This is a genomic window from Mycobacterium sp. NGS54, assembly GCF_059812465.1.
Genome location: NZ_JCALCS010000011.1, coordinates 133,662 through 154,109, shown reverse-complemented (window position 1 = coordinate 154,109; position 20,448 = coordinate 133,662). Strand labels below are relative to the sequence as shown.

17 protein-coding genes and 1 pseudogene are annotated in these 20,448 nt (G+C 68.8%); 12 read left to right on the top strand and 6 right to left on the bottom strand.

The annotated features are described in order from the left end of the window. The first annotated feature begins 91 nt into the window (after positions 1–91). The 9 genes from AC5Y5E_RS29580 (at position 92) to proB (ending at position 11,417) form a co-directional block, all read left to right on the top strand. A complete protein-coding gene (locus AC5Y5E_RS29580; RefSeq protein ID WP_499907445.1) occupies positions 92–2,743 on the top strand; it encodes a valine--tRNA ligase in 2,652 nt (883 codons plus the stop codon). Continuing rightward, entirely contained in the window at positions 2,740–4,176 is a 1,437-nt protein-coding gene (gene folC, locus AC5Y5E_RS29575; protein WP_499907443.1) for a bifunctional tetrahydrofolate synthase/dihydrofolate synthase, read from the top strand. The genes AC5Y5E_RS29580 and folC overlap by 4 nt, the downstream gene beginning before the upstream one ends. Then, positions 4,173–4,529, top strand: coding sequence for a DUF4233 domain-containing protein (locus tag AC5Y5E_RS29570; protein WP_499907441.1), 357 nt, complete (start codon positions 4,173–4,175; stop codon positions 4,527–4,529). The genes folC and AC5Y5E_RS29570 overlap by 4 nt, the downstream gene beginning before the upstream one ends. A 31-nt stretch (positions 4,530–4,560) precedes the next feature. Then, positions 4,561–4,971: a nucleoside-diphosphate kinase gene (ndk, locus tag AC5Y5E_RS29565; RefSeq protein WP_499880917.1), complete on the top strand. Its 411-nt coding sequence runs from the start codon at positions 4,561–4,563 to the stop codon at positions 4,969–4,971. 339 nt (positions 4,972–5,310) lie between these two features. After that, complete coding sequence (gene rne, locus AC5Y5E_RS29560; RefSeq protein ID WP_499907439.1) at positions 5,311–8,031, top strand: ribonuclease E; 2,721 nt, start codon at positions 5,311–5,313, stop codon at positions 8,029–8,031. Between the two features lie 196 nt (positions 8,032–8,227). Then, on the top strand, positions 8,228–8,539 hold the full coding sequence (rplU, locus tag AC5Y5E_RS29555; protein ID WP_067007977.1) for a 50S ribosomal protein L21: 312 nt from the start codon (positions 8,228–8,230) through the stop codon (positions 8,537–8,539). 10 nt (positions 8,540–8,549) lie between these two features. Continuing rightward, positions 8,550–8,816, top strand: coding sequence for a 50S ribosomal protein L27 (gene rpmA, locus AC5Y5E_RS29550; RefSeq protein WP_067007979.1), 267 nt, complete (start codon positions 8,550–8,552; stop codon positions 8,814–8,816). A gap of 58 nt (positions 8,817–8,874) precedes the next feature. After that, the gene (gene obgE, locus AC5Y5E_RS29545) at positions 8,875–10,317 is read left to right on the top strand and encodes a GTPase ObgE (protein WP_499907437.1); all 1,443 of its coding nucleotides are present in this window, start codon (positions 8,875–8,877) and stop codon (positions 10,315–10,317) included. Further along, entirely contained in the window at positions 10,314–11,417 is a 1,104-nt protein-coding gene (gene proB, locus AC5Y5E_RS29540; protein ID WP_499907435.1) for a glutamate 5-kinase, read from the top strand. The genes obgE and proB overlap by 4 nt, the downstream gene beginning before the upstream one ends. Positions 11,418–11,421: 4 nt before the next feature. On the opposite strand, the gene AC5Y5E_RS29535 is transcribed toward proB, so the two are convergent. Beyond that, entirely contained in the window at positions 11,422–11,841 is a 420-nt protein-coding gene (locus AC5Y5E_RS29535; protein WP_499907433.1) for a DUF5313 domain-containing protein, read from the bottom strand. A gap of 23 nt (positions 11,842–11,864) precedes the next feature. Continuing rightward, positions 11,865–12,350 carry a MarR family winged helix-turn-helix transcriptional regulator gene (locus AC5Y5E_RS29530; RefSeq protein ID WP_499907431.1) on the bottom strand — a complete coding sequence of 162 codons (486 nt, stop codon included), beginning with the start codon at positions 12,348–12,350 and terminating at the stop codon, positions 11,865–11,867. A 152-nt stretch (positions 12,351–12,502) separates the two neighbouring features. Between AC5Y5E_RS29530 and AC5Y5E_RS29525 the strand changes: the two genes are divergently transcribed. Next, positions 12,503–14,398: a propionyl-CoA synthetase gene (locus AC5Y5E_RS29525; RefSeq protein ID WP_499907429.1), complete on the top strand. Its 1,896-nt coding sequence runs from the start codon at positions 12,503–12,505 to the stop codon at positions 14,396–14,398. Between the two features lie 10 nt (positions 14,399–14,408). Here AC5Y5E_RS29525 and AC5Y5E_RS29520 read toward each other — a convergent pair whose 3' ends face one another. Continuing rightward, positions 14,409–15,059: a TetR/AcrR family transcriptional regulator gene (locus tag AC5Y5E_RS29520; protein WP_499907427.1), complete on the bottom strand. Its 651-nt coding sequence runs from the start codon at positions 15,057–15,059 to the stop codon at positions 14,409–14,411. Positions 15,060–15,162: 103 nt separating this feature from the next. On the opposite strand from AC5Y5E_RS29520, the gene AC5Y5E_RS29515 reads away from it, so the two are divergent. After that, on the top strand, positions 15,163–16,428 hold the full coding sequence (locus AC5Y5E_RS29515) for a cytochrome P450 (RefSeq protein WP_499907425.1): 1,266 nt from the start codon (positions 15,163–15,165) through the stop codon (positions 16,426–16,428). Here the strand turns inward: AC5Y5E_RS29515 and AC5Y5E_RS29510 are convergent. Then, positions 16,425–17,318 carry a Sir2 family NAD-dependent protein deacetylase gene (locus AC5Y5E_RS29510; RefSeq protein WP_499907423.1) on the bottom strand — a complete coding sequence of 298 codons (894 nt, stop codon included), beginning with the start codon at positions 17,316–17,318 and terminating at the stop codon, positions 16,425–16,427. The genes AC5Y5E_RS29515 and AC5Y5E_RS29510 overlap by 4 nt on opposite strands. 24 nt (positions 17,319–17,342) lie before the next feature. After that, on the bottom strand, positions 17,343–17,882 hold the full coding sequence (locus AC5Y5E_RS29505; protein ID WP_499907421.1) for a cysteine hydrolase family protein: 540 nt from the start codon (positions 17,880–17,882) through the stop codon (positions 17,343–17,345). A 59-nt stretch (positions 17,883–17,941) separates the two neighbouring features. Here AC5Y5E_RS29505 and AC5Y5E_RS29500 point away from each other — a divergent pair, with 59 nt between their 5' ends. Next, on the top strand, positions 17,942–19,984 hold the full coding sequence (locus AC5Y5E_RS29500) for an NAD(+) synthase (RefSeq protein ID WP_499907419.1): 2,043 nt from the start codon (positions 17,942–17,944) through the stop codon (positions 19,982–19,984). A gap of 16 nt (positions 19,985–20,000) precedes the next feature. Here the strand turns inward: AC5Y5E_RS29500 and AC5Y5E_RS29495 are convergent. Then, positions 20,001–20,407, bottom strand: a pseudogene (locus AC5Y5E_RS29495) (hypothetical protein). Positions 20,408–20,448 lie beyond the last annotated feature (41 nt).

Here is a 20,448-nt window from a genome sequence, read left to right as displayed (position 1 = left end):
CGGTACCGGTGTGCGTAGCTGCAGTCTCGGAGCCGCCAAGCCGGATTCGACCGCTTACTTGCGGGCGCGCGCCCATCCCTAGAATTGACCGGTGACCGCCACCCCCCACCCCGCCGCCGACCAGCTCCCCAAGTCGTGGGATCCGGCCGCGATGGAGGACGCGATCTACCAGACGTGGCTGGACGCGGGCTACTTCAAGGCCGACGCGAGCAGCTCCAAGCCCGCCTATTCGATCGTGCTGCCGCCGCCCAACGTGACCGGCAGCCTGCACATGGGCCACGCGCTCGAGCACACCATGATGGACGCCCTGACCCGCCGCAAGCGCATGCAGGGCTACGAGGTGCTCTGGCAGCCGGGCATGGACCACGCGGGCATCGCGACGCAGAGCGTGGTGGAAAAGCAGCTCGCGGTCGACGGCAAGACCAAGGAGGACTTCGGCCGGGATCTGTTCGTCGACAAGGTGTGGGACTGGAAGCGGGAGTCCGGCGGCGCGATCGGCGGCCAGATGCGCCGGCTCGGCGACGGGGTGGACTGGAGCCGCGACCGCTTCACCATGGACGAGGGCCTGTCGCGCGCGGTGCGCACCATCTTCAAGCGGCTCTATGACGCGGGGCTGATCTATCGGGCCGAGCGGCTGGTGAACTGGTCGCCCGTGCTCGAGACGGCGATCTCGGACCTCGAGGTGAACTACCTCGACGTCGAGGGCGAGCTGGTGTCGTTCCGGTACGGCTCGCTCGACGACGCGGAACCCCACATCGTGGTCGCCACCACACGGGTGGAGACGATGCTGGGCGATACCGCGATCGCGGTCCATCCCGACGACGACCGCTACCGCCACCTGGTCGGCACCAGCCTGCCGCACCCCTTCGTGGACCGCCCGCTTCTCATCGTCGCCGACGAGCACGTCGACCCCGAATTCGGCACGGGCGCAGTCAAAGTCACGCCCGCGCACGATCCCAACGACTTCGAGATCGGGCTGCGGCACGAGCTGCCGATGATCTCGATCATGGACACCAAGGGCCGGATCGCCGACACCGGAACGCAATTCGACGGAATGGACCGCTTCGTGGCGCGGGTCGCCGTGCGGGAAGCGCTGGCGGCGCAGGGGCGGATCGTCGAGGAGAAACGGCCCTACCTGCACAGCGTCGGGCATTCGGAGCGCAGCGGCGAGCCGATCGAGCCGCGGCTGTCGCTGCAGTGGTGGGTGCGGGTGGAATCGCTGGCCAAGGCCGCCGGCGACGCGGTCCGCAACGGCGACACCGTGATTCACCCGGCCAGCTTGGAGCCGCGCTGGTTCGCCTGGGTCGACGACATGCACGACTGGTGCATCTCGCGGCAGCTGTGGTGGGGTCACCGCATCCCGATCTGGTACGGGCCGGACGGCGAGCAGGTGTGCGTCGGTCCCGACGAGGCGCCGCCGGAGGGCTGGGAGCAGGACCCCGACGTGCTCGACACCTGGTTCTCGTCCGCGCTGTGGCCGTTCTCCACGCTGGGTTGGCCGGCGGAGACCCCGGAGCTGGAAAAGTTCTATCCCACCAGCGTTTTGGTCACCGGCTACGACATCCTGTTCTTCTGGGTCGCGCGGATGATGATGTTCGGCACGTTCGTCGGCGGCGACGACGCCATCACGCTCGGCGGCCGCCGCGGCCCGCAGGTGCCGTTCACCGACATCTTCCTGCACGGGCTGATCCGCGACGAGTTCGGCCGCAAGATGAGCAAGTCCAAGGGCAACGTCGTCGACCCGCTGGACTGGATGGACGAGTTCGGGGCCGACGCCCTGCGCTTCGCGCTGGCCCGCGGTGCCAGCCCCGGCGGCGACCTGTCCGTCGGCGAGGACGCCGTCCGGGCGTCGCGCAACTTCGGCACCAAGCTGTTCAACGCCACCCGCTACGCGCTGCTGAACGGGGCCGCGCTGGCGTCGCTCCCGTCCCAGGACGAGCTGACCGACGCCGACCGCTGGATCCTCGGGCGACTGGAAGAGGTTCGCGCCGAAGTCGATTCGGCCTTCGACACCTACGAGTTCAGCCGCGCCTGCGAATCGCTGTACCACTTCGCGTGGGACGAATTCTGCGACTGGTACGTCGAGCTGGCCAAGACGCAGCTCGCCGAGGGGCTCGCCCACACCACCGCCGTGCTGGCCGCGGTGCTCGACACGCTGCTGCGGTTGCTGCATCCGGTCATCCCGTTCCTCACCGAGGCGCTGTGGCAGGCCCTGACCGGGCAGGAGTCGCTGGTGATCGCCGAGTGGCCCGAAACGTCCGGCATCGGCCTGGATCCCGTTGCCGCGCAACGGATCACCGACATGCAGCGGCTCGTGACCGAGGTCCGCCGGTTTCGCAGCGACCAGGGCCTGGCCGACCGGCAGAAGGTGCCGGCCCGGCTGGCCGGCGTGGCGGCCTCCGACCTCGACGGCCAGGTGGCGGCGGTGACGTCGCTGGCGTGGCTCACCGCGCCGGATCCGGGTTTTCAGCCGTCGGCGTCCGTGGAGGTGCGTCTGTCCGGCGGCACCGTCGTCGTCGAACTCGACACGTCGGGCACCATCGACGTCGCCGCCGAGCGCCGGCGCCTGGAAAAGGATCTGGCCGCGGCGCAAAAGGAGCTGGCGTCCACGGCCGCCAAACTGGGCAACGCGGACTTCCTGGCCAAGGCCCCCGAACAGGTCGTCGCCAAGATCCGCGACCGCCAGCGCGTCGCCCAGGAGGAGACCGACCGGATCAACGCGAGGCTGGCCGGGCTGCAATGACTTTGGAGCCGCCCGAACGGGGGACCAGCGCGGCTCCCACACCGGATGAGATCGCGTCGCTGCTGCAGGTCGAGCACCTGCTGGATCAACGCTGGCCGGAAACCAAGATCGAGCCCAGCCTGACCCGCATCAGCGCCCTGATGGACCTGCTGGGCTCGCCGCAGCTCGGCTACCCGTCGATCCACATCGCGGGCACCAACGGCAAGACCTCGGTGGCGCGGATGGTCGACGCGCTGGTCACCGCGTTCGGTCAGCGCACCGGGCGGACCACCAGCCCCCACCTGCAATCGGCGGTGGAGCGCATCGCCATCGACGGGCAACCGATCAGCCCGGCCCAATACGTGGCGACCTACCGCGAGATCGAGCCGTTCGTCCAGATGGTCGACGCGCAATCGCAGTCCGACGGCGGGCCGGCAATGAGCAAGTTCGAGGTGCTCACCGCGATGGCGTTCGCCGCGTTCGCCGACGCGCCCGTCGACGTGGCGGTGGTCGAGGTGGGCATGGGCGGCCGTTGGGACGCGACCAACGTGATCAACGCGCCGGTCGCGGTGATCACCCCCATCGGCATCGACCACGTGGAATACCTCGGCGGCGAGCTCGCCGGGATCGCCGGCGAAAAGGCCGGCATCATCCACCGGGCGCCGGAGGGCGCCCCCGACACCGTCGCCGTCATCGCGCGCCAGGCGCCGGAGGCCATGGAGGTGCTGCTGGCCCAAACCGTGCGCGCCGACGCCGCGGTAGCGCGCGAGGACTCGGAATTCGCGGTGCTGGGCCGCCAGGTGGCGATCGGCGGGCAGGTGTTGGAGCTGCAGGGCCTCGGCGGGGTGTACTCGGACGTCTACCTGCCGCTACACGGCGAACACCAGGCCCACAACGCGGTGCTGGCGCTCGCGGCAGTCGAGGCCTTCTTCGGGGCGGGCGCGCAGCGACAGCTCGACGTCGAGGCGGTCCGGGCCGGTTTCGCCGCCGTCACCAGCCCGGGCCGGCTGGAACGCCTGCGCAGCGCGCCGACGGTGTTCATCGACGCCGCCCACAACCCGGCCGGGGCCACCGCGCTGGCGCAGACGCTGGCCGGCGAATTCGACTTCCGATTCCTGGTCGGCGTGCTCAGCATCATGGCCGACAAGGACGTGGACGGCATCCTCGCCGCCCTGGAGCCGGCGTTCGATGCGGTCGTCGTGACCCATAACGGCTCGCCGCGGGCGCTGGACGTCGAGTCGCTGGCGCTGGCCGCGCGCGAGCGGTTCGGGCCCGACCGCGTGACGACCGCGGAAAACCTGCGCGACGCCCTCGACGTCGCGACCGCCCTGGTTGACGAGTCCGCAACGGAAAGCGATGCGGCGGAATCGTTTTCGGGGACCGGGATCGTCGTCACCGGCTCCGTGGTCACCGCCGGCGCCGCGCGGACCCTGTTCGGGCGGGACCCCCAATGAGCGAGCAGAGTCCCGACCCCTGGAAGAGCTTCGGTGGCGTGATGGCCGCGACGCTGATCCTGGAGGCGATCGTGGTGCTGCTGGCGATCCCGGTGGTGGGCGCCGTCGGCGGCGGCCTGAACGCCGCGTCGCTGGCTTATCTGATCGGCCTTGCCGCGGTGCTGATCCTGCTGGCCGGGCTGCAGCGCAGGCCCTGGGCGATCTGGGTGAACCTGGGTGTGCAGGTGGTTCTGCTCGCCGGTTTCGCCATCTATCCGGGCGTGGGATTCATCGGCGTGCTGTTCACCGGGTTGTGGGCGTTGATCGCGTACTTCCGGGCCGAGGTCGCGCGCCGCCAGTCGCCGCCAAGCTAACCGGCAACCGGTGTTCTGTACGCTGTCGGCCGTGACCGAACGGACCCTGGTACTGATCAAGCCTGACGCCGTCGAGCGGCATCTGATCGGCGAGATCATCGGCCGCATCGAGCGGAAAGGCCTCACCATCGCGGCGCTGGAGCTCCGGCACGTCAGCGAGGAGCTGGCCGGCCAGCATTACGCGGAGCACGAGGGCAAGCCCTTCTTCGGATCGTTGCTGGAGTTCATCACCTCGGGCCCGGTAGTCGCGGCGATCGTGGAGGGGCCGCGCGCGATCGCGGCGTTTCGGCAGGTCGCGGGTGGTACCGACCCGGTGGACAAGGCCACCCCCGGCACGATTCGGGGCGATTTCGGGCTGGAGACGCAGTTCAACCTGGTGCATGGGTCCGATTCGGCGGATTCCGCCAAGCGCGAGATCGCGCTCTGGTTTCCCGGAATTTAGCGCTGCCGCGATAGGGGCCGCACCGGGCCCCGTCGGCGTTTGCTGACGCGCGCGGATCGGGTGCGAGTGGGCACTGGAAGTGATGTGGGATACTGACAGCGGGTGAACGTCGCCGGACTGGCTTCGGACACCCGAATGAAGACTTAGACAAGCGCGACCATCGCGATCCCGCGATGTTGCGCCGCATGTCAGGCCTACATTCAGCACGGCGCCGAGTGAGTTCTTCCTGAGCCGCTCGGGGCAAGACCATCACAAGCCTGGGAGAAGCGACCCGGGCCTATAGCGAAGCCCTCGCGTGGCCGCGTCGAAACGACGCGCCCGGGGGCTAAAGGAGAATACGTGGCAGACAGTGCACCACCCACAGACTCGTCGCGAGAGCCGGCCCAGCACGAGGACCTGCCGGACCGCCTGAGAGTCCACCAGCTGGCACGGGCGCTCGGAAGCACCAACAAAGAGGTGCTGGCGGCGCTCAACGCCATCGACGGGCGGGACCGCAACGTGCATTCCGGCGTGGACCGCGAGGACGCCATCAAGGTGCGCGAATTGCTCTTCGCCCAACCCCTGCCGAACATCCCCGGCTTCAGCGACGCGGCCGCCGCACAACAACCCCTGCTGCTCGACACTTCAAGCGCGGGAAGGGATTACATGCCCCTGTTCGTCGCGCCGCAGCCGGTTGAGACCGGCGGCGACCGCGACACCGACGGGGACGATTCGGCCGTCGACTCCGACGATTCCGACACCGACGACGACGAGCAGGCCGACCGGCCCGCCAACCGGCGGCGGCGCCGCGGCCGCCGGGGGCGCGGTCGCGGTCGCGGCGAACAGGGCGGACCCGACGGCCAGGACGCCGACGAGGACGTCGACTCGGAGGACTCCGACGAGGACGACGCCGACGGCGGCGACGACGAGAACGGGTCCTCGGAGGCCGCCAGCCGGCGCCGCCGCAGGCGGCGGCGGCGCAAGTCGGGAGCCGATGACGACAACGACGAGGGTCCGTCGCCCGACGACCCGCCGAACACCGTGGTGCACGAGCGCCCGCCGCGCAGCGGCAAGAACGGCAGGGACGAGAACGGCAGTTCCACCGGAGAGATCAAGGGCATCGACGGCTCCACCCGGCTGGAGGCCAAGCGGCAACGCCGTCGCGACGGGCGCGACGCCGGACGGCGCCGCCCGCCGGTGCTGACCGAGGCCGAGTTCCTGGCGCGCCGCGAGGCCGTCGAACGGATGATGGTCGTGCGCGACCGGGTCCGCACCGAGCCGCCGCACCCCGGCGCGCGCTACACCCAGATCGCGGTGCTGGAAGACGGCATCGTGGTCGAGCACTTCGTGACCTCCGCCGCCTCCGCCTCGTTGGTGGGCAACATCTACCTCGGGATCGTGCAGAACGTGCTGCCCTCGATGGAGGCGGCCTTCGTCGACATCGGCCGCGGCCGCAACGGCGTGCTCTACGCCGGCGAGGTCAATTGGGAGGCCGCGGGGCTGGGCGGGTCGGACCGCAAGATCGAACAGGCCCTCAAACCCGGCGACTACGTCGTCGTGCAGGTCAGCAAGGACCCGGTCGGCCACAAGGGCGCCCGGTTGACCACACAGGTGTCACTGGCCGGCCGCTACCTGGTCTACGTGCCGGGCGCGTCGTCGACCGGGATCAGCCGCAAGCTGCCCGACACCGAACGCCAGCGGCTCAAGGAGATCCTGCGCGAGGTGGTGCCGTCCAACGCCGGGGTGATCATCCGCACCGCGTCCGAGGGGGTCAAAGAGGAGGACATCCGCAAGGACGTCACCCGCCTGCAGGAGCGCTGGGAACAGATCGAGGCCAAGGCCGCCGAGACCAAGCAGAAGGCCGCGGGCGCCGCGGTGTCGCTCTACGAAGAGCCCGACGTGTTGGTCAAGGTCATCCGCGACCTGTTCAACGAGGATTTCGCGGGCCTGATCGTCTCCGGTGACGAGGCCTGGAACACGATCAACGAGTATGTGAATTCCGTTGCGCCGGAACTGGTTTCGAAGCTCACCAAGTACGAGCCCGCCGCGGGACCGGACGACGCGAGCGGACCGGATGTGTTCGCGGTGCACCGCATCGACGAACAGCTCGCCAAGGCGATGGACCGCAAGGTGTGGCTGCCCTCGGGCGGCACGCTGGTGATCGACCGAACCGAGGCCATGACGGTCGTCGACGTCAACACCGGCAAGTTCACCGGGTCCGGGGGCAACCTCGAGCAGACCGTCACCAAGAACAACCTGGAGGCGGCCGAGGAGATCGTGCGACAGCTGCGGCTGCGCGACATCGGCGGCATCGTGGTCATCGACTTCATCGACATGGTGCTGGAGTCCAACCGGGACCTGGTGCTGCGCCGGCTGACCGAGTCACTCGCCCGTGACCGCACCCGCCACCAGGTTTCCGAGGTGACGTCGCTCGGCCTGGTCCAGCTGACCCGCAAGCGACTGGGAACCGGGCTCATCGAAGCCTTCTCGTCGTCGTGCCCGAACTGCGGCGGCCGCGGCCTGCTGCTGCACAGCGATCCCGTCGATTCGGCCCCGTCGAACGGGCGCAAGTCCGAATCCGGTGGCCGCCGGGGCAGGCGGTCGAAGAAGAAGGGGGCCGAGGAGCCCACCGTGGCCAAGGTGCTGCCGGCCCACGCCCCTGGTGAACACCCGATGTTCAAGGCGATGGCGGCGGGCGCCTCCGGGACGTCGGAAGCTGCCGGCGAGGCTGACGAGGAACCCGACGAGTCCGGCGCGGAAGTCACCGCCCAGGCCGAAAACGAGGCCGAAGAGCCGGCTGCCGCGGCCCTGGCGGACACCGGGCCGGAGGACTTCGAGGACAACGGCGACGACGAGGACGAGGACGACCTCGACGACGACGACGATGACCTCGATGACGAGGACCTCGGCGACGACGAGGACCTCGACCTGGACGACGAAGACAGTGACGACGACGAGGACGATGACGACCTCGACGACGAGGACAACGGAGCCTCGGGCGACGGAGGACCGGCTTTCGGCCGTCCGCGCCGTCGCCGCGCGGCAGGCAGGCCGGCGGGCCCGCCGATCCATGTGGACTGACCTGCGCCGCCCCGAGCGGTTACGCGAGCCGGTTTGACCCTGTAGCCGCTGGTCACGTACCCTTGGACAGTTGTCGTCAGGCCGAGCGACGAGGGTTCGGCCGACGAGCGGGACGCATGGGCCCGCGCCAAGCACCCACCACGCGCACACCGGCAGGTGGCTACGCGCGCGAAGCGAGAAAGAGGCAGGAGCAACGATGGCGACGTACGCAATCGTCAAGACCGGCGGCAAGCAGTACAAAGTCGCCGTCGGAGACGTCGTCAAGGTCGAGAAGCTCGACTCCGAGCCGGGTTCGAACGTCACGCTGCCGGTCGCCCTGGTGGTCGACGGGGCCAAGGTCACCAGCGACGCCGCCGCGCTGGCCAAGGTCGCGGTGACCGGCGAGGTGCTCGAGCACACCAAGGGGCCCAAGATCCGCATCCACAAGTTCAAGAACAAGACCGGCTACCACAAGCGTCAGGGCCACCGTCAGCAGCTGACGGTCCTGAAGGTCACCGGGATCAAGTAGCGAGGACCACATGGCACACAAAAAGGGCGCTTCCAGCTCGCGCAACGGCCGCGACTCCGCCGCGCAGCGGCTGGGCGTGAAGCGGTTCGGCGGCCAGGTCGTCAAGGCCGGCGAGATCATCGTCCGCCAGCGCGGCACCAAATTTCATCCCGGCGTCAACGTCGGGCGCGGCGGCGACGACACGTTGTTCGCCAAGGAATCCGGGGCCGTCGAGTTCGGGACCAAGCGCGGGCGCAAGACCGTCAGCATCGTCGCGGCCGGGCAGACCGCCGACTAGGCGTCCGTGCGCGGGCTCCGGCCCGCATCGGCGCCCGCGGTAGTTGAGAGGACCCTCGATGCCCCGGTTTGTCGATCGCGTCGTCATCCACGCGCGCGCGGGTTCGGGCGGTAACGGCTGCGCGTCGGTCCACCGCGAGAAGTTCAAGCCGCTCGGCGGGCCCGACGGCGGCAACGGAGGCCGCGGCGGCAGCATCGTCCTGGTCGTCGACCCGCAGGTGCACACCCTGCTGGACTTCCACTTCCATCCGCACGTCACCGCCCCCTCGGGCAAACAGGGGATGGGCAACAACCGCGACGGCGCCGCCGGCGCGGACCTGGAGGTCAAAGTCCCCGACGGCACAGTCGTGCTGGACGAGCGCGGCCGCCTGCTCGCCGACCTGGTGGGCTCCGGCACCCGCTTCGAGGCGGCCGCCGGTGGCCGCGGCGGCCTCGGCAACGCCGCGCTGGCATCGCGCGCCCGCAAGGCCCCCGGCTTTGCCCTGCTCGGCGAGCCGGGCCAGGCCCGCGATTTGACGCTGGAGCTCAAGACCGTCGCCGACGTTGGCCTGATCGGGTTTCCCTCGGCCGGGAAATCCTCACTGGTGTCCGCGATTTCGGCGGCCAAACCGAAGATCGCCGACTACCCGTTCACCACGCTGGTGCCCAACCTCGGTGTCGTCTCGGCGGGTGAGCACACCTTCACCGTCGCCGACGTGCCCGGGCTGATCCCGGGAGCGTCCGAGGGGCGCGGCCTGGGCTTGGAATTCCTCCGCCACATCGAGCGGTGCGCGGTGCTGGTACACGTGGTGGATTGCGCCACCGCCGAACCGGGCCGCGACCCGATCTCGGACATCGACGCGCTGGAAGCCGAACTCGCCGCGTACACCCCGACGCTAAAGGGGGACGCGGTGCTGGGCGATCTGGCCGAACGGCCGAGGGCGGTGGTGCTCAACAAGATCGACGTGCCGGAGGCCCGCGAGCTTGCCGAATTCGTCCGCGACGAGATCGCCGAGCGCGGCTGGCCGGTGTTTCTGGTGTCGACCATCGCGCGGGAGGGCTTGCAGCCCTTGGTCTTTGGGCTCTGGCAGATGATCTCTGAGTACAATGCGACGCGGCCCCAGATCGTGCCGCGCCGCCCGGTGATCCGTCCGCTGGCCGTCGACGACAGCGGCTTCACCGTAGAGCCCGACGCCCACGGCGGGTTCGTCGTCACCGGGGCACGGCCCGAGCGGTGGGTCGGCCAGACCAATTTCGACAACGACGAGGCGGTGGGTTATCTCGCCGACCGCCTCGCGCGACTCGGCGTCGAGGAGGAACTGCTGAAGCTCGGCGCGAAACCGGGCTGCGCCGTGACCATCGGGGAAATGACGTTCGACTGGGAGCCGCAAACGCCGGCGGGAGAACACGTTGCGCTGTCCGGCCGCGGCACCGACGCGCGGCTGGACCGCACCGAACGAATCGGGGCCGCCGAGCGCAAGGCCGCCCGGCGCCAGCGTCGCCAACACGGTGACGAAGAATGAGCGCCCACCGCGAGACCATCCGAACCGCGCGCAGCCTCGTGGTCAAGGTCGGGACCAACGCGCTGACCACGCCGTCCGGGGTGTTCGATGCCGGTCGGCTGGCCGGGCTGGCCGACGCCATCGAGGCGCGAATGAAGGCCGGTACCGACGTCGTCATCGTGTCGTCGGGCGCCATCGCCGCGGGCATCGAGCCGCTCGGATTATCGCGTCGCCCAAAGGATTTGGCAACCAAGCAAGCCGCGGCCAGCGTCGGCCAGGTCGCGCTGGTCAACTCGTGGAGCGCGGCGTTCGCCCGCTACGGCCGCACGGTCGGGCAGGTGCTGCTGACGGCGCACGACATTTCGGTGCGGGCCTCGCACACCAACGCTCAGCGCACCCTGGATCGGCTGCGCGCGCTGCATGCGGTGGCGATCGTCAACGAAAACGACACGGTGGCAACCAACGAGATCCGGTTCGGCGACAACGACCGGCTCTCGGCGCTGGTGGCCCACCTGGTGGGCGCCGAGGCGCTGGTGCTGCTGTCCGACATTGACGGGCTCTACGACTCCGATCCGCGGAAAACCAAGGGCGCCAGGTTCATCCCCGAGGTGTCCGGCGCGTCCGACCTGGACGGCGTCGTCGCCGGGCCGGGCAGTGACCTGGGCACCGGCGGGATGGCGTCGAAGATGTCGTCGGCCCTGCTGGCCGCGGACGCCGGCGTCCCGGTGCTGCTGGCCGCGGCGACCGACGCCGCCACCGCGCTCAGCGACGCCTCGAGCGGAACGGTGTTCGCGCCTCGGCCGGTTCGGATGTCGGCCCGCCGGTTCTGGGTGCGCTACGCCGCCGAGGCGGCCGGGTCGCTGACGCTGGACGAGGGTGCGGTGCGCGCGGTGGTGGCCCAACGCCGCTCGCTGCTGGCCGCCGGCATCACCACGGTCACGGGCCGGTTCTACGCCGGGGACGTCGTCGAACTGCGCGGACCGGACGCGGCCATGGTGGCTCGGGGCGTGGTCGCCTACGACGCGACCGAGCTGGCCACCATGATGGGCCGGTCGACCTCCGACCTGCCCGGTGAGCTGCGCCGGCCGGCGGTGCACGCCGACGACCTGGTCGCGGTGTAGGCGGCTAAGTAAACGGGTTGCTGTTGTCCTGCCACGCGGCCGATTCGGGACGCGGCCCGTAGCGGCGTGCGTAGTCCTCGTGCATCTTCGATTCTTTCTCGCGTTTGATCACGTCGACCAGGTTCGGGTCGAGGCCATGCTGCGCCAGCCGGTGCCGGCGCCAGACCTTGTTCAGCGCAAGCGAGATGAGTAGCGCCCAGACATAGAGCGGCACCGTCATCTCCGTGTGGACGTACAGTGACGCGGGCAGCAGCCAGAACGGCGCGAGCACGAACAGCGGCGGTATTGCCCACCGAAGCATGTGCCGGCGCACGGCTCCTGGGCCCGCCAGATCGTTCGCGACCCAGCTGCGCATGGAATCCGGTAGGCACCGGCCGTACGAATAGCCGATGTATTGCCAGAGGTTGGGCTTGGTGGTGCTCATGCTCGCTCCCGTTGGTGGGTTTATCAGGACTGTAGTGTCCCGGCCGCCACGGCGGCCGAGTTGATTCGGGTCAGCACCTGATGCAGGTGCCGAAGTTCGTCCATGTCGACGCCGAGGCGGGCGACAACGGCGGGCGGAATCTTCAGCGCGCGCCGCCGCAAGGCGGTGCCGCTGTCGGTCAGTTCGACGTCGGTGGAGCGCTCGTCGACGGCGCTTCGGGTACGGGTGACCAGGCCCAGCGCCTCCAAGCGCTTGAGCATCGGCGACAACGTCGCGGAATCCATCTGCAGCGTGGAGGCAATGTCCTTGACCGACAGCGGTTTCCGTGGACCGGCCTTCTGGTGATCCCAGAGCGTCAGCATGACCAGATACTGCGGATGCGTCAGCCCCAACGGCTCCAGCAGCGGACGGTAGACCGCCAACACGGCGCGGTTGGTGATGCTCAGCGCGAAACAGACCTGCTGCTCGAGGGCGAGTGGGTCGATTTCCGGTGCGGTCGGCGCGGCCATGCTCGCATCGTACCCTAATAATTAGTGTCCTAACTATGTTACTCGGGTCACAGGCGGGCTCAAGCGCCCAATGGCCCTATCGCCCCGCGGGATCCGGTCATATCATCTGGCAATCATCTGGCAGAGTCACCTTCGTCCGGCAGAGGAATTAAATGAACGGTTATCGCGAGCTCTACCAGTCCAGCCTCGATGATCCGACGGCATTCTGGGCCGGGGCCGCGTCGGCCGTGACATGGATCCGGTCGCCACAACGAATCCTCGACGACAGTCACCCGCCGTTCTACCGCTGGTTTCCCGACGCGGAACTGAATACGTGCGCTAACGCGCTCGACCGGCACGTCGAAGCCGGCCGCGGCAACACGCCGGCGCTGATTTACGACTCACCCGTGACGGCCACCAAGCGCACCTACTCGTATTCCGAGTTGCTGGACCTCACAGCGCGTTTCGCCGGCGTCCTGCGTGACCTGGGGGTGGGTAAGGGCGACCGCGTCGTCATCTACATGCCGATGATTCCCGAGGCCGCCATCGCAATGCTGGCGTGCGCCCGAATCGGCGCCGTCCATGCCGTCGTCTTCGGCGGATTTTCCGCGCACGAACTCGCCGCCCGGATCGACAACGCCCGTCCCACGGTGATCGTTTCGGCGTCGTGCGGCATCGAGCCGACCCGGTTGGTCGAGTACAAACCGATGCTCGACGCGGCGATCGACGCCAGCGCGCATCCGCCGCGGCACTGCGTCATCGTTCAACGAGAGCAGCTGCGCTGCGGCCTGGTCGAAGGGCGCGACCAGGATTGGGAGACCCTGATCGGCCGGGCCGAACCCGCGCCGGCCGTCGCGGTCGCCGCGACGGACCCGCTGTACATCCTCCACACATCGGGGACCACGGGTAAACCCAAGGGCGTGATGCGGGACAACGGCGGCCACGCGGTGGCGCTGCTGTGGAGCATGCGCCACATCTACGACATCGGCCCCGGCGACGTCTTCTGGGCGGCCTCGGACGTCGGCTGGGTCGTCGGGCACTCCTACATCGTCTACGGCCCGCTGCTTGCGGGCGCCACCACCGTGCTCTACGAGGGCAAGCCGGTGGGAACCCCCGACCCCGGCGCCTTCTGGCGCGTGATAACCGAGCACGGCGTCAAGGCGCTCTTCACCGCGCCCACCGCCATTCGCGCGATCCGCAGGGACGACCCCGACGGCGACTGGCTGCGGTCATACGACCGTGCCAGCCTGCAGTCGTTGTTCCTGGCCGGCGAGCGGCTCGACCCCGACACGTACCTATGGGCGTCCCGCAAACTCGGCGTTCGCGTCATCGACCACTGGTGGCAGACCGAGACCGGGTGGGCCATCGCGGCCAATCCCATTGGCGCGCAGGAGCTTCCGGTCAAGCCCGGTTCACCGGGCGTGCCCATGCCGGGCTACCAGGTGGCGATTCTTCAGCCCGACGGCACCGGCTGCTCGCCCGCTGAGGAGGGTGCGATCTGCCTGAGTCTGCCGCTGCCGCCCGGTACCTTCCCGACGCTCTGGCAGGACGACGCACGGTACGAATCGTCATACCTGTGTGAGCATCCGGGCTACTACCTGACCGGCGACGGCGGATACGTCGACGAGGACGGCTACCTGTTCGTCATGGGCCGCATCGACGACGTGATCAACGTGGCCGGTCACCGGCTGTCCACCGGCGCATTGGAAGCGGTGCTGGCGTCCCATCCCGCCGTCGCCGAAGCCGCGGTGATCGGCGTCGCCGACGACATCAAGGGCCAGATCCCGCGCGGATTCGTCGTCCTGCAGGCCGGTTCGTCGCGGGATGGGCTGGAGGACGAGTTGGTCGCGTTGGTCCGTGACGAGATCGGCGCGGTCGCGTGCCTGAAGCGGGTCGACATCGTCTCGGCGTTGCCGAAGACGCGCTCCGGCAAGATCCTGCGCAAGGCGATGCACCGGATCGCGCACGGTCACGACGACGAGATGCCCGCCACCATCGAGGATCCCAACGTGCTGCACGCCCTGCGCCCAGTGCTGGCGCCGGTGGCCGAGGCGGGGATCCGGGCGTAGCAGCCGGAGCTCAGCCCGGCGTTATCGGCTTGAGATACAGTGCGCCCCAAATGATTTGAGCCAGGGACTCGGCCATTTCGGCGTCGTAGGTGTCCGGGGCGGTCGGAAGATTCTGCTGGCAGGCCCGCTCGACCATCCAGGTCAGCGCGCTGGCCGTGGCGGTCGGGGGCAGCTCAGGGCGGATGGAGCCGTCGGCCTGGCCGTCCTCGATGACACGGGTCACCCGGCCGGTGATCGCGGTCAGCAGATTTCGGTAGGTCGCCCCCACCACGGGGTCGTAACCCGCCATTTCGTTCAGTGCGACGAGCACCGGTTGGTGGCGCCGGTAGTTTCCGATGATTCCGGCCATGGCCGCGCGGACGTCGTCGGGATCGTGTCGCCACGCCATGCTCCACCACCGGTCCGCGCTGGAGGCGAGGTCGGCGAACACCTGGCCGGCCAGCCGGCGCAGTAGGTGGCCCTTGTCCTCGAAATAGATGTAGAAGCTGGCCCGCGAGATGCCGGCCTCGCTCGACAGCCGGTCCACGCTGAGCTCGGTGAAACTGGCGCCGTCGCGCATCAGCCGCTCGGTGGCGTCCAGCAACCGGCGTTCGAGCTGTTCTCGCCGCTCCTGGCGCCCTTGTTCGCGATTGGCCTGCGGCTTCCGGGTGACCGACGCCATTTGCTCAGCTTAGCGGCTAGTTCGACATCTTGACTAGACACTACGTCTAAGCATACTGTCGATCGCAGTATGTGACTGGGGCCATAAGCGGGGAGGAGCGACGATGACCGTGGCGACCGGGGTGTCCAGCAGTCGTGCCTACGACCCGATCGATCTGTCGTCGCGCGCTTTCTGGTCCACGACCGCCGCGCACCGGGAGCGCTCGTTCGCGGTGCTGCGGGCCGAGCGCCCGGTGAGCTGGCATGCTCCGGTCGAGGATTCCCTGATGTCTGACCCCGACGACCCCGGCTACTGGGCCGTCACCCGGCGCGCGGACATCGTTGAGGTCAGCCGTAACAACGGGGTCTTCCTGTCCGGCAACGGCGTGATGTTCGAGAACATCCCCGTGGAGTTGCTCGAAGCGTCGCAGTCCTTCCTGGCGATGGACCCCCCACGGCACACCAAGCTGCGCAAGCTCGCCCACGCCGCGTTCACCCCGAGGCAGGTCCGCCGCATCGAGGAGTCGATCCAGGCGAACGCCAAGACTATCGTCGAAGAGCTGCGGGCCGCCGGCAGCGGTGCGGATTTCGTCGATCTGTGCGCCAAGGAGCTACCCATCCGCACGCTGTCGGACATGGTCGGGATCCCGGAATCCGAGCGGCAGCGCATGGCGCACGCGACCGACGCGATGGTGTCATGGGCCGATCCCGCCTACCTCGGCGGTCGGCACCCGATGGAGGTGTTGTTCGAGAACCAGACGTATGTGCACCAGGTCGCCGGCGCACTCGCCGCGGAGCGCCGCGAGCATCCCGGCGACGATTTGTTCAGCAGCCTGGTGACCGCCGAGGTGGAAGGGGACCGGCTGACCGACGCCGACGTCGCAGCGTTCTTCGTGTTGCTTTCGGTGGCGGGCAACGACACCACCCGGCAGACCATCAGTCACGCGATGAAGGCGCTCACCGACTTTCCCGACCAGCGGGCATGGCTGTTGGAGGATTTCGACAACCGCATCGGCACGGCCGTCGAGGAGTTCGTCCGATGGGCCACCCCCGTCATGACCTTCCGCCGCACGGCGGCAACGGATGTCGAGCTGGGCGGTCAGAGTATCCGGGCGGGCGAGAAGGTGGTGATGTTTTATTCGTCTGGCAACTGGGACGAAGAGGCGTTCGACCATCCGGAGCGCTTTGATCTGAGCCGCAGCCCCAATCCGCATGTGGGCATGGGTGGTGGCGGGCTGCACTTCTGCCTTGGCGCCCAGGTGGCCCGCGCGCAGTTGCGTGCCATCTTCGGCGAATTGCTGCGCCAGCTGCCGGACATTCAGGCGGGCGAGCCTGCCTACGTGGCGGGCAATTTCATCCACGCCGTCCGCAGCATGCCCGTCAGCTTCTAAGGCGTGGGCGACAGCGCCCCCAACTCGCACGCCAGCAGCGTCAGCAGCTCGGAGCAGCCGCCGTCAACCTTCACGGTGGCCAGGTCGTCCCCGCGGGTGGGGCCGCGGTTGACGATGGCGATCGGGGTACCCAGCGCGGCGGCGTGCCGCACGAACCGGTACCCGGAGAACACCGTCAGCGACGATCCGGCGACCAGCAGCGCGTCCGCCTCATCGATCAACGAATATGCCTTTGCTACAACGTCTTTGGGAACGCTCTCGCCGAAGTAGACGATGTCGGGTTTGAGCATGCCGCCGCAGCGCGGGCAGTCGAGGTAGCGGAACGACGCGGTGTCAGCGATGACGGCGTCGGCGTCGGGAGCCACCGCCAACCCGCCCACGGCCTCCGCGCGCTCGATGAACCCCGGGTTGAGCGCCTCGAGCTCTTCGGCAAGCGCGGCCCGGCTCATGTCGTACCGGCAGCTCAGGCAGACCACCCGCGCGTAGGTGCCGTGCAGGTTGACGACGTTTCGGCTGCCGGCCTTGCTGTGCAGCAGATCGACATTCTGGGTGATCACGCCGGTCACCACGGAGGCGCGTTCCAGCGCTGCCAGCGCCCGGTGCCCGGCGTTGGGTGCGGTGTGGTCCATGTGCCGCCACCCGACGTGGTTGCGCGCCCAGTACCGCTGCCGGAACAGCGGATCCAAGGTGAACTGGCGGATGGTCATCGGGTTGCTCGGCGGCGAACCGGGGCCGCGGTAGTCGGGGATGCCGGAGTCGGTGGACATCCCGGCACCGGTCAGCGCCGCGACCCGGCGGCCGGCGAGCAGAGCGACAAGTTCCGGCGATTCCACGAGTCCAGGGTAGCGAGCGTGCGTCTTTGTCCGCCGACACGCCGAAAAGGCCGGCATTCTGCGCACGCTCGCGCCAGAGCGTCAACCGAGGCAGTCGGCTGCCGTGATGAGCTCGGCGGACATGTTCTGCTGCATCATCTGCAGCGCCGCCTTGCCCAGGTCGGCGTCGATGTGGGCGATCGCGTCGGTCGGGATCACGACGGGGAAGTGGCGCACGTAGGCGTCGAGCGCGGTGTACAGGATGCACTGCTCGGTGACCTGGCCGGTGAGGATCAACCGCTTGGTCTGCAGCCGACCCAGTAGATAGGCCAGCGCCGTCGCGTAGAACGCGCTGTGCCGGACCTTCGTCATCACCCGGCAGTCCTCGCCCGGCACAATCGGCTTGATCAGGTCGGGCCGCGCCCCATCCAGCGCGGATCCGACGATGTCGGAGAACTGAGCGGTGAAATCGCCGTAGTTGTCGTTGACGTAGACCACGTCGACGCCGTCGGCGTCCCGCGCCCGGCGGATGAGGTCGGCGAGCGGGTCCATGATTTTCTCGACATTGGGTATCAGATCCTCAGCATCGGGATGCTGATACGTGTTCATCATGTCGACCACGACGACGGCGGTATCGCTCATGCCGTTGGGGATACCCGGCGGCGACGAGTTGACAACCGTCGGGCGACAATGGGAGGGTCATGGACTTTTACAACGCCTACCAGCAGGGTTTTGTCCGCGTCGCCGCCTGCACGCACCACACCGCGATCGGCGATCCGGCGGCCAACGCCGAGTCGGTGCTGCGGTTGGCAGGCCAATGCCACGACGACGGCGTCGCCGTGGCCGTCTTCCCCGAGCTGACGCTGTCCGGGTACTCCATCGAGGACATCGTCCTGCAAGACCTCCTGCTCGACGACGTCGAAGCCGCCGTCGCCGACGTAGTGGCGGCGTCGGCCGACCTGCTGCCGGTGCTGGTCGTCGGCGCCCCGCTGCGTTACCGGCATCGCGTCTACAACACCGCGGTGGTCATCCACCGCGGCGAGGTGCTCGGTGTCGCGCCCAAGTCCTACCTGCCCACCTACCGCGAGTTCTACGAGCGCCGCCAGCTCGCGCCCGGCAACGACGAACGCGGCATCATCCGCATCGGCGAGCTCGAGGCCCCGTTCGGTCCCGATCTGCTGTTCGCCGCGTCCGACCTGCCGGGCTTCGTGTTGCACGTCGAAATCTGCGAGGACATGTTCGTGCCGATCCCGCCCAGCGCGGAGGCGGCGCTGGCGGGGGCGACGGTGCTGGCCAACCTGTCCGGGAGCCCCATCACGATCGGGCGCGCCGAGGACCGTTGCCTGCTGGCGCGCTCGGCGTCGTCGCGGTGCCTGGCCGCCTACGTGTACGCCGCCGCGGGGGAGGGCGAATCGACCACCGACCTGGCCTGGGACGGCCAGACCATGGTCTGGGAGAACGGCGTGCTGCTCGCCACGTCCGAGCGTTTCCCGAAAGGGGAGCGGCGCAGCGTCGCCGACGTCGACCTCGAGCTGCTTCGCTCCGAACGGCTGCGGATGGGCACCTTCGACGACAACCGGCGCCACCACCGGACGGCGGCGGAGTCGTTCCGGCGCATCGAGTTCCGGCTCGACCCTCCCGCCGGCGACATCGGACTGCGCCGCGAGATCGAGCGCTTCCCGTTCGTGCCGGCCGATCCGCAACGGCTGGAACAGGATTGCTACGAGGCCTACAACATCCAGGTCTCGGGGCTCGAGCAGCGGCTGCGCGCGCTGAACTACCCGAAGCTGGTCATCGGAATCTCCGGCGGGCTGGATTCGACGCACGCGCTGATCGTCGCGGCCCGCGCGATGGACCGGGAGGAACGGCCGCGCGGCGACATCCTGGCGTTCACGCTGCCCGGCTTCGCGACGGGAGATCGCACCAAGCGCAACGCGATCGAGCTGTGCCGCGCGCTGGGTGTCACCTTCGCCGAGATCGACATCACCGAGACCGCGCAGCTCATGCTCAAGGAGATCGACCATCCATTCTCGCGCGGCGAGAAGGTCTACGACGTCACCTTCGAAAACGTCCAGGCCGGCCTGCGCACCGATTACCTGTTCCGCCTGGCCAACCAGCGCGGCGGGATCGTGCTGGGCACCGGTGACCTCTCGGAGCTGGGGTTGGGCTGGTCGACGTACGGGGTCGGCGACCAGATGTCGCACTACAACGTCAACGGCGGCGTCCCCAAGACGCTGATCCAGCACCTGATCCGCTGGGTGATTTCCTCGGGCCAGTTCGAACCGGACGTGTGCGAGGTGCTGCAGTCGGTGCTGGACACCGAGATCACGCCCGAGCTCGTTCCCAGTGGCGAGGAGGAGGAGCTGCAGAGCAGCGAGGCCAAAGTCGGACCGTTTGCCCTGCAAGACTTTTCGCTGTTTCACGTGCTGCGCTTCGGGTTCCGGCCGTCGAAGATCGCGTTCCTCGCGTGGCACGCGTGGAGCGACCCCGAGCAGGGCAACTGGCCGGCGGGATTCCCCGAGGACAAGCGACCGTCCTACTCGCTCAAGGAGATCCGGCACTGGCTGGGCGTGTTCGTGCAGCGGTTCTACTCGTTCAGCCAGTTCAAGCGGTCGGCGCTGCCCAACGGGCCCAAGGTGTCGCACGGGGGCGCGCTGTCGCCGCGCGGCGATTGGCGCGCCCCCTCGGACATGTCGGCCCGAATCTGGCTCGACGAGATCGAGCGCGAGGTCCCGGAGGACTAGCGGACCTAGGCGCGGCTCACGGCCGTGCGCGACGCCAGCCCTGGTACTGCAGCTCCGCGAACAGCAGCGTGTAGGCGCCGGCCGCCAGGTTCAACGCGACGCCGGCCGACGTCAGTGGGAAGACGTCCGCGAGGACGAGAACAATGAGCCCGCCGTGTACAGCAGGTTGGCGATGATGACGCCCAGGCCGGCGCGGCGTACCGACGGCAGGGTCGCCAGCCCCAGCACGGCCACGCCGTAGGCGATCAAGAACGCGGCCATGCCGTACTCGAACGCCTTCGTCGTGCCGGATAGGTCGGAGAGCCGGCCGGCCAGCGGGATACCGGCCAGGCCGACCAGTCCGCTGATGACGGCGTCGGCACGCATGGCAAAACGGAGCAACCCGTCGCGAGTTCCCGTGCGGTCAATGGTGGTGGTGGACATCGTTTTCCTTTCTCGAAGGTTGACACGGGTCAGGCTGCTCG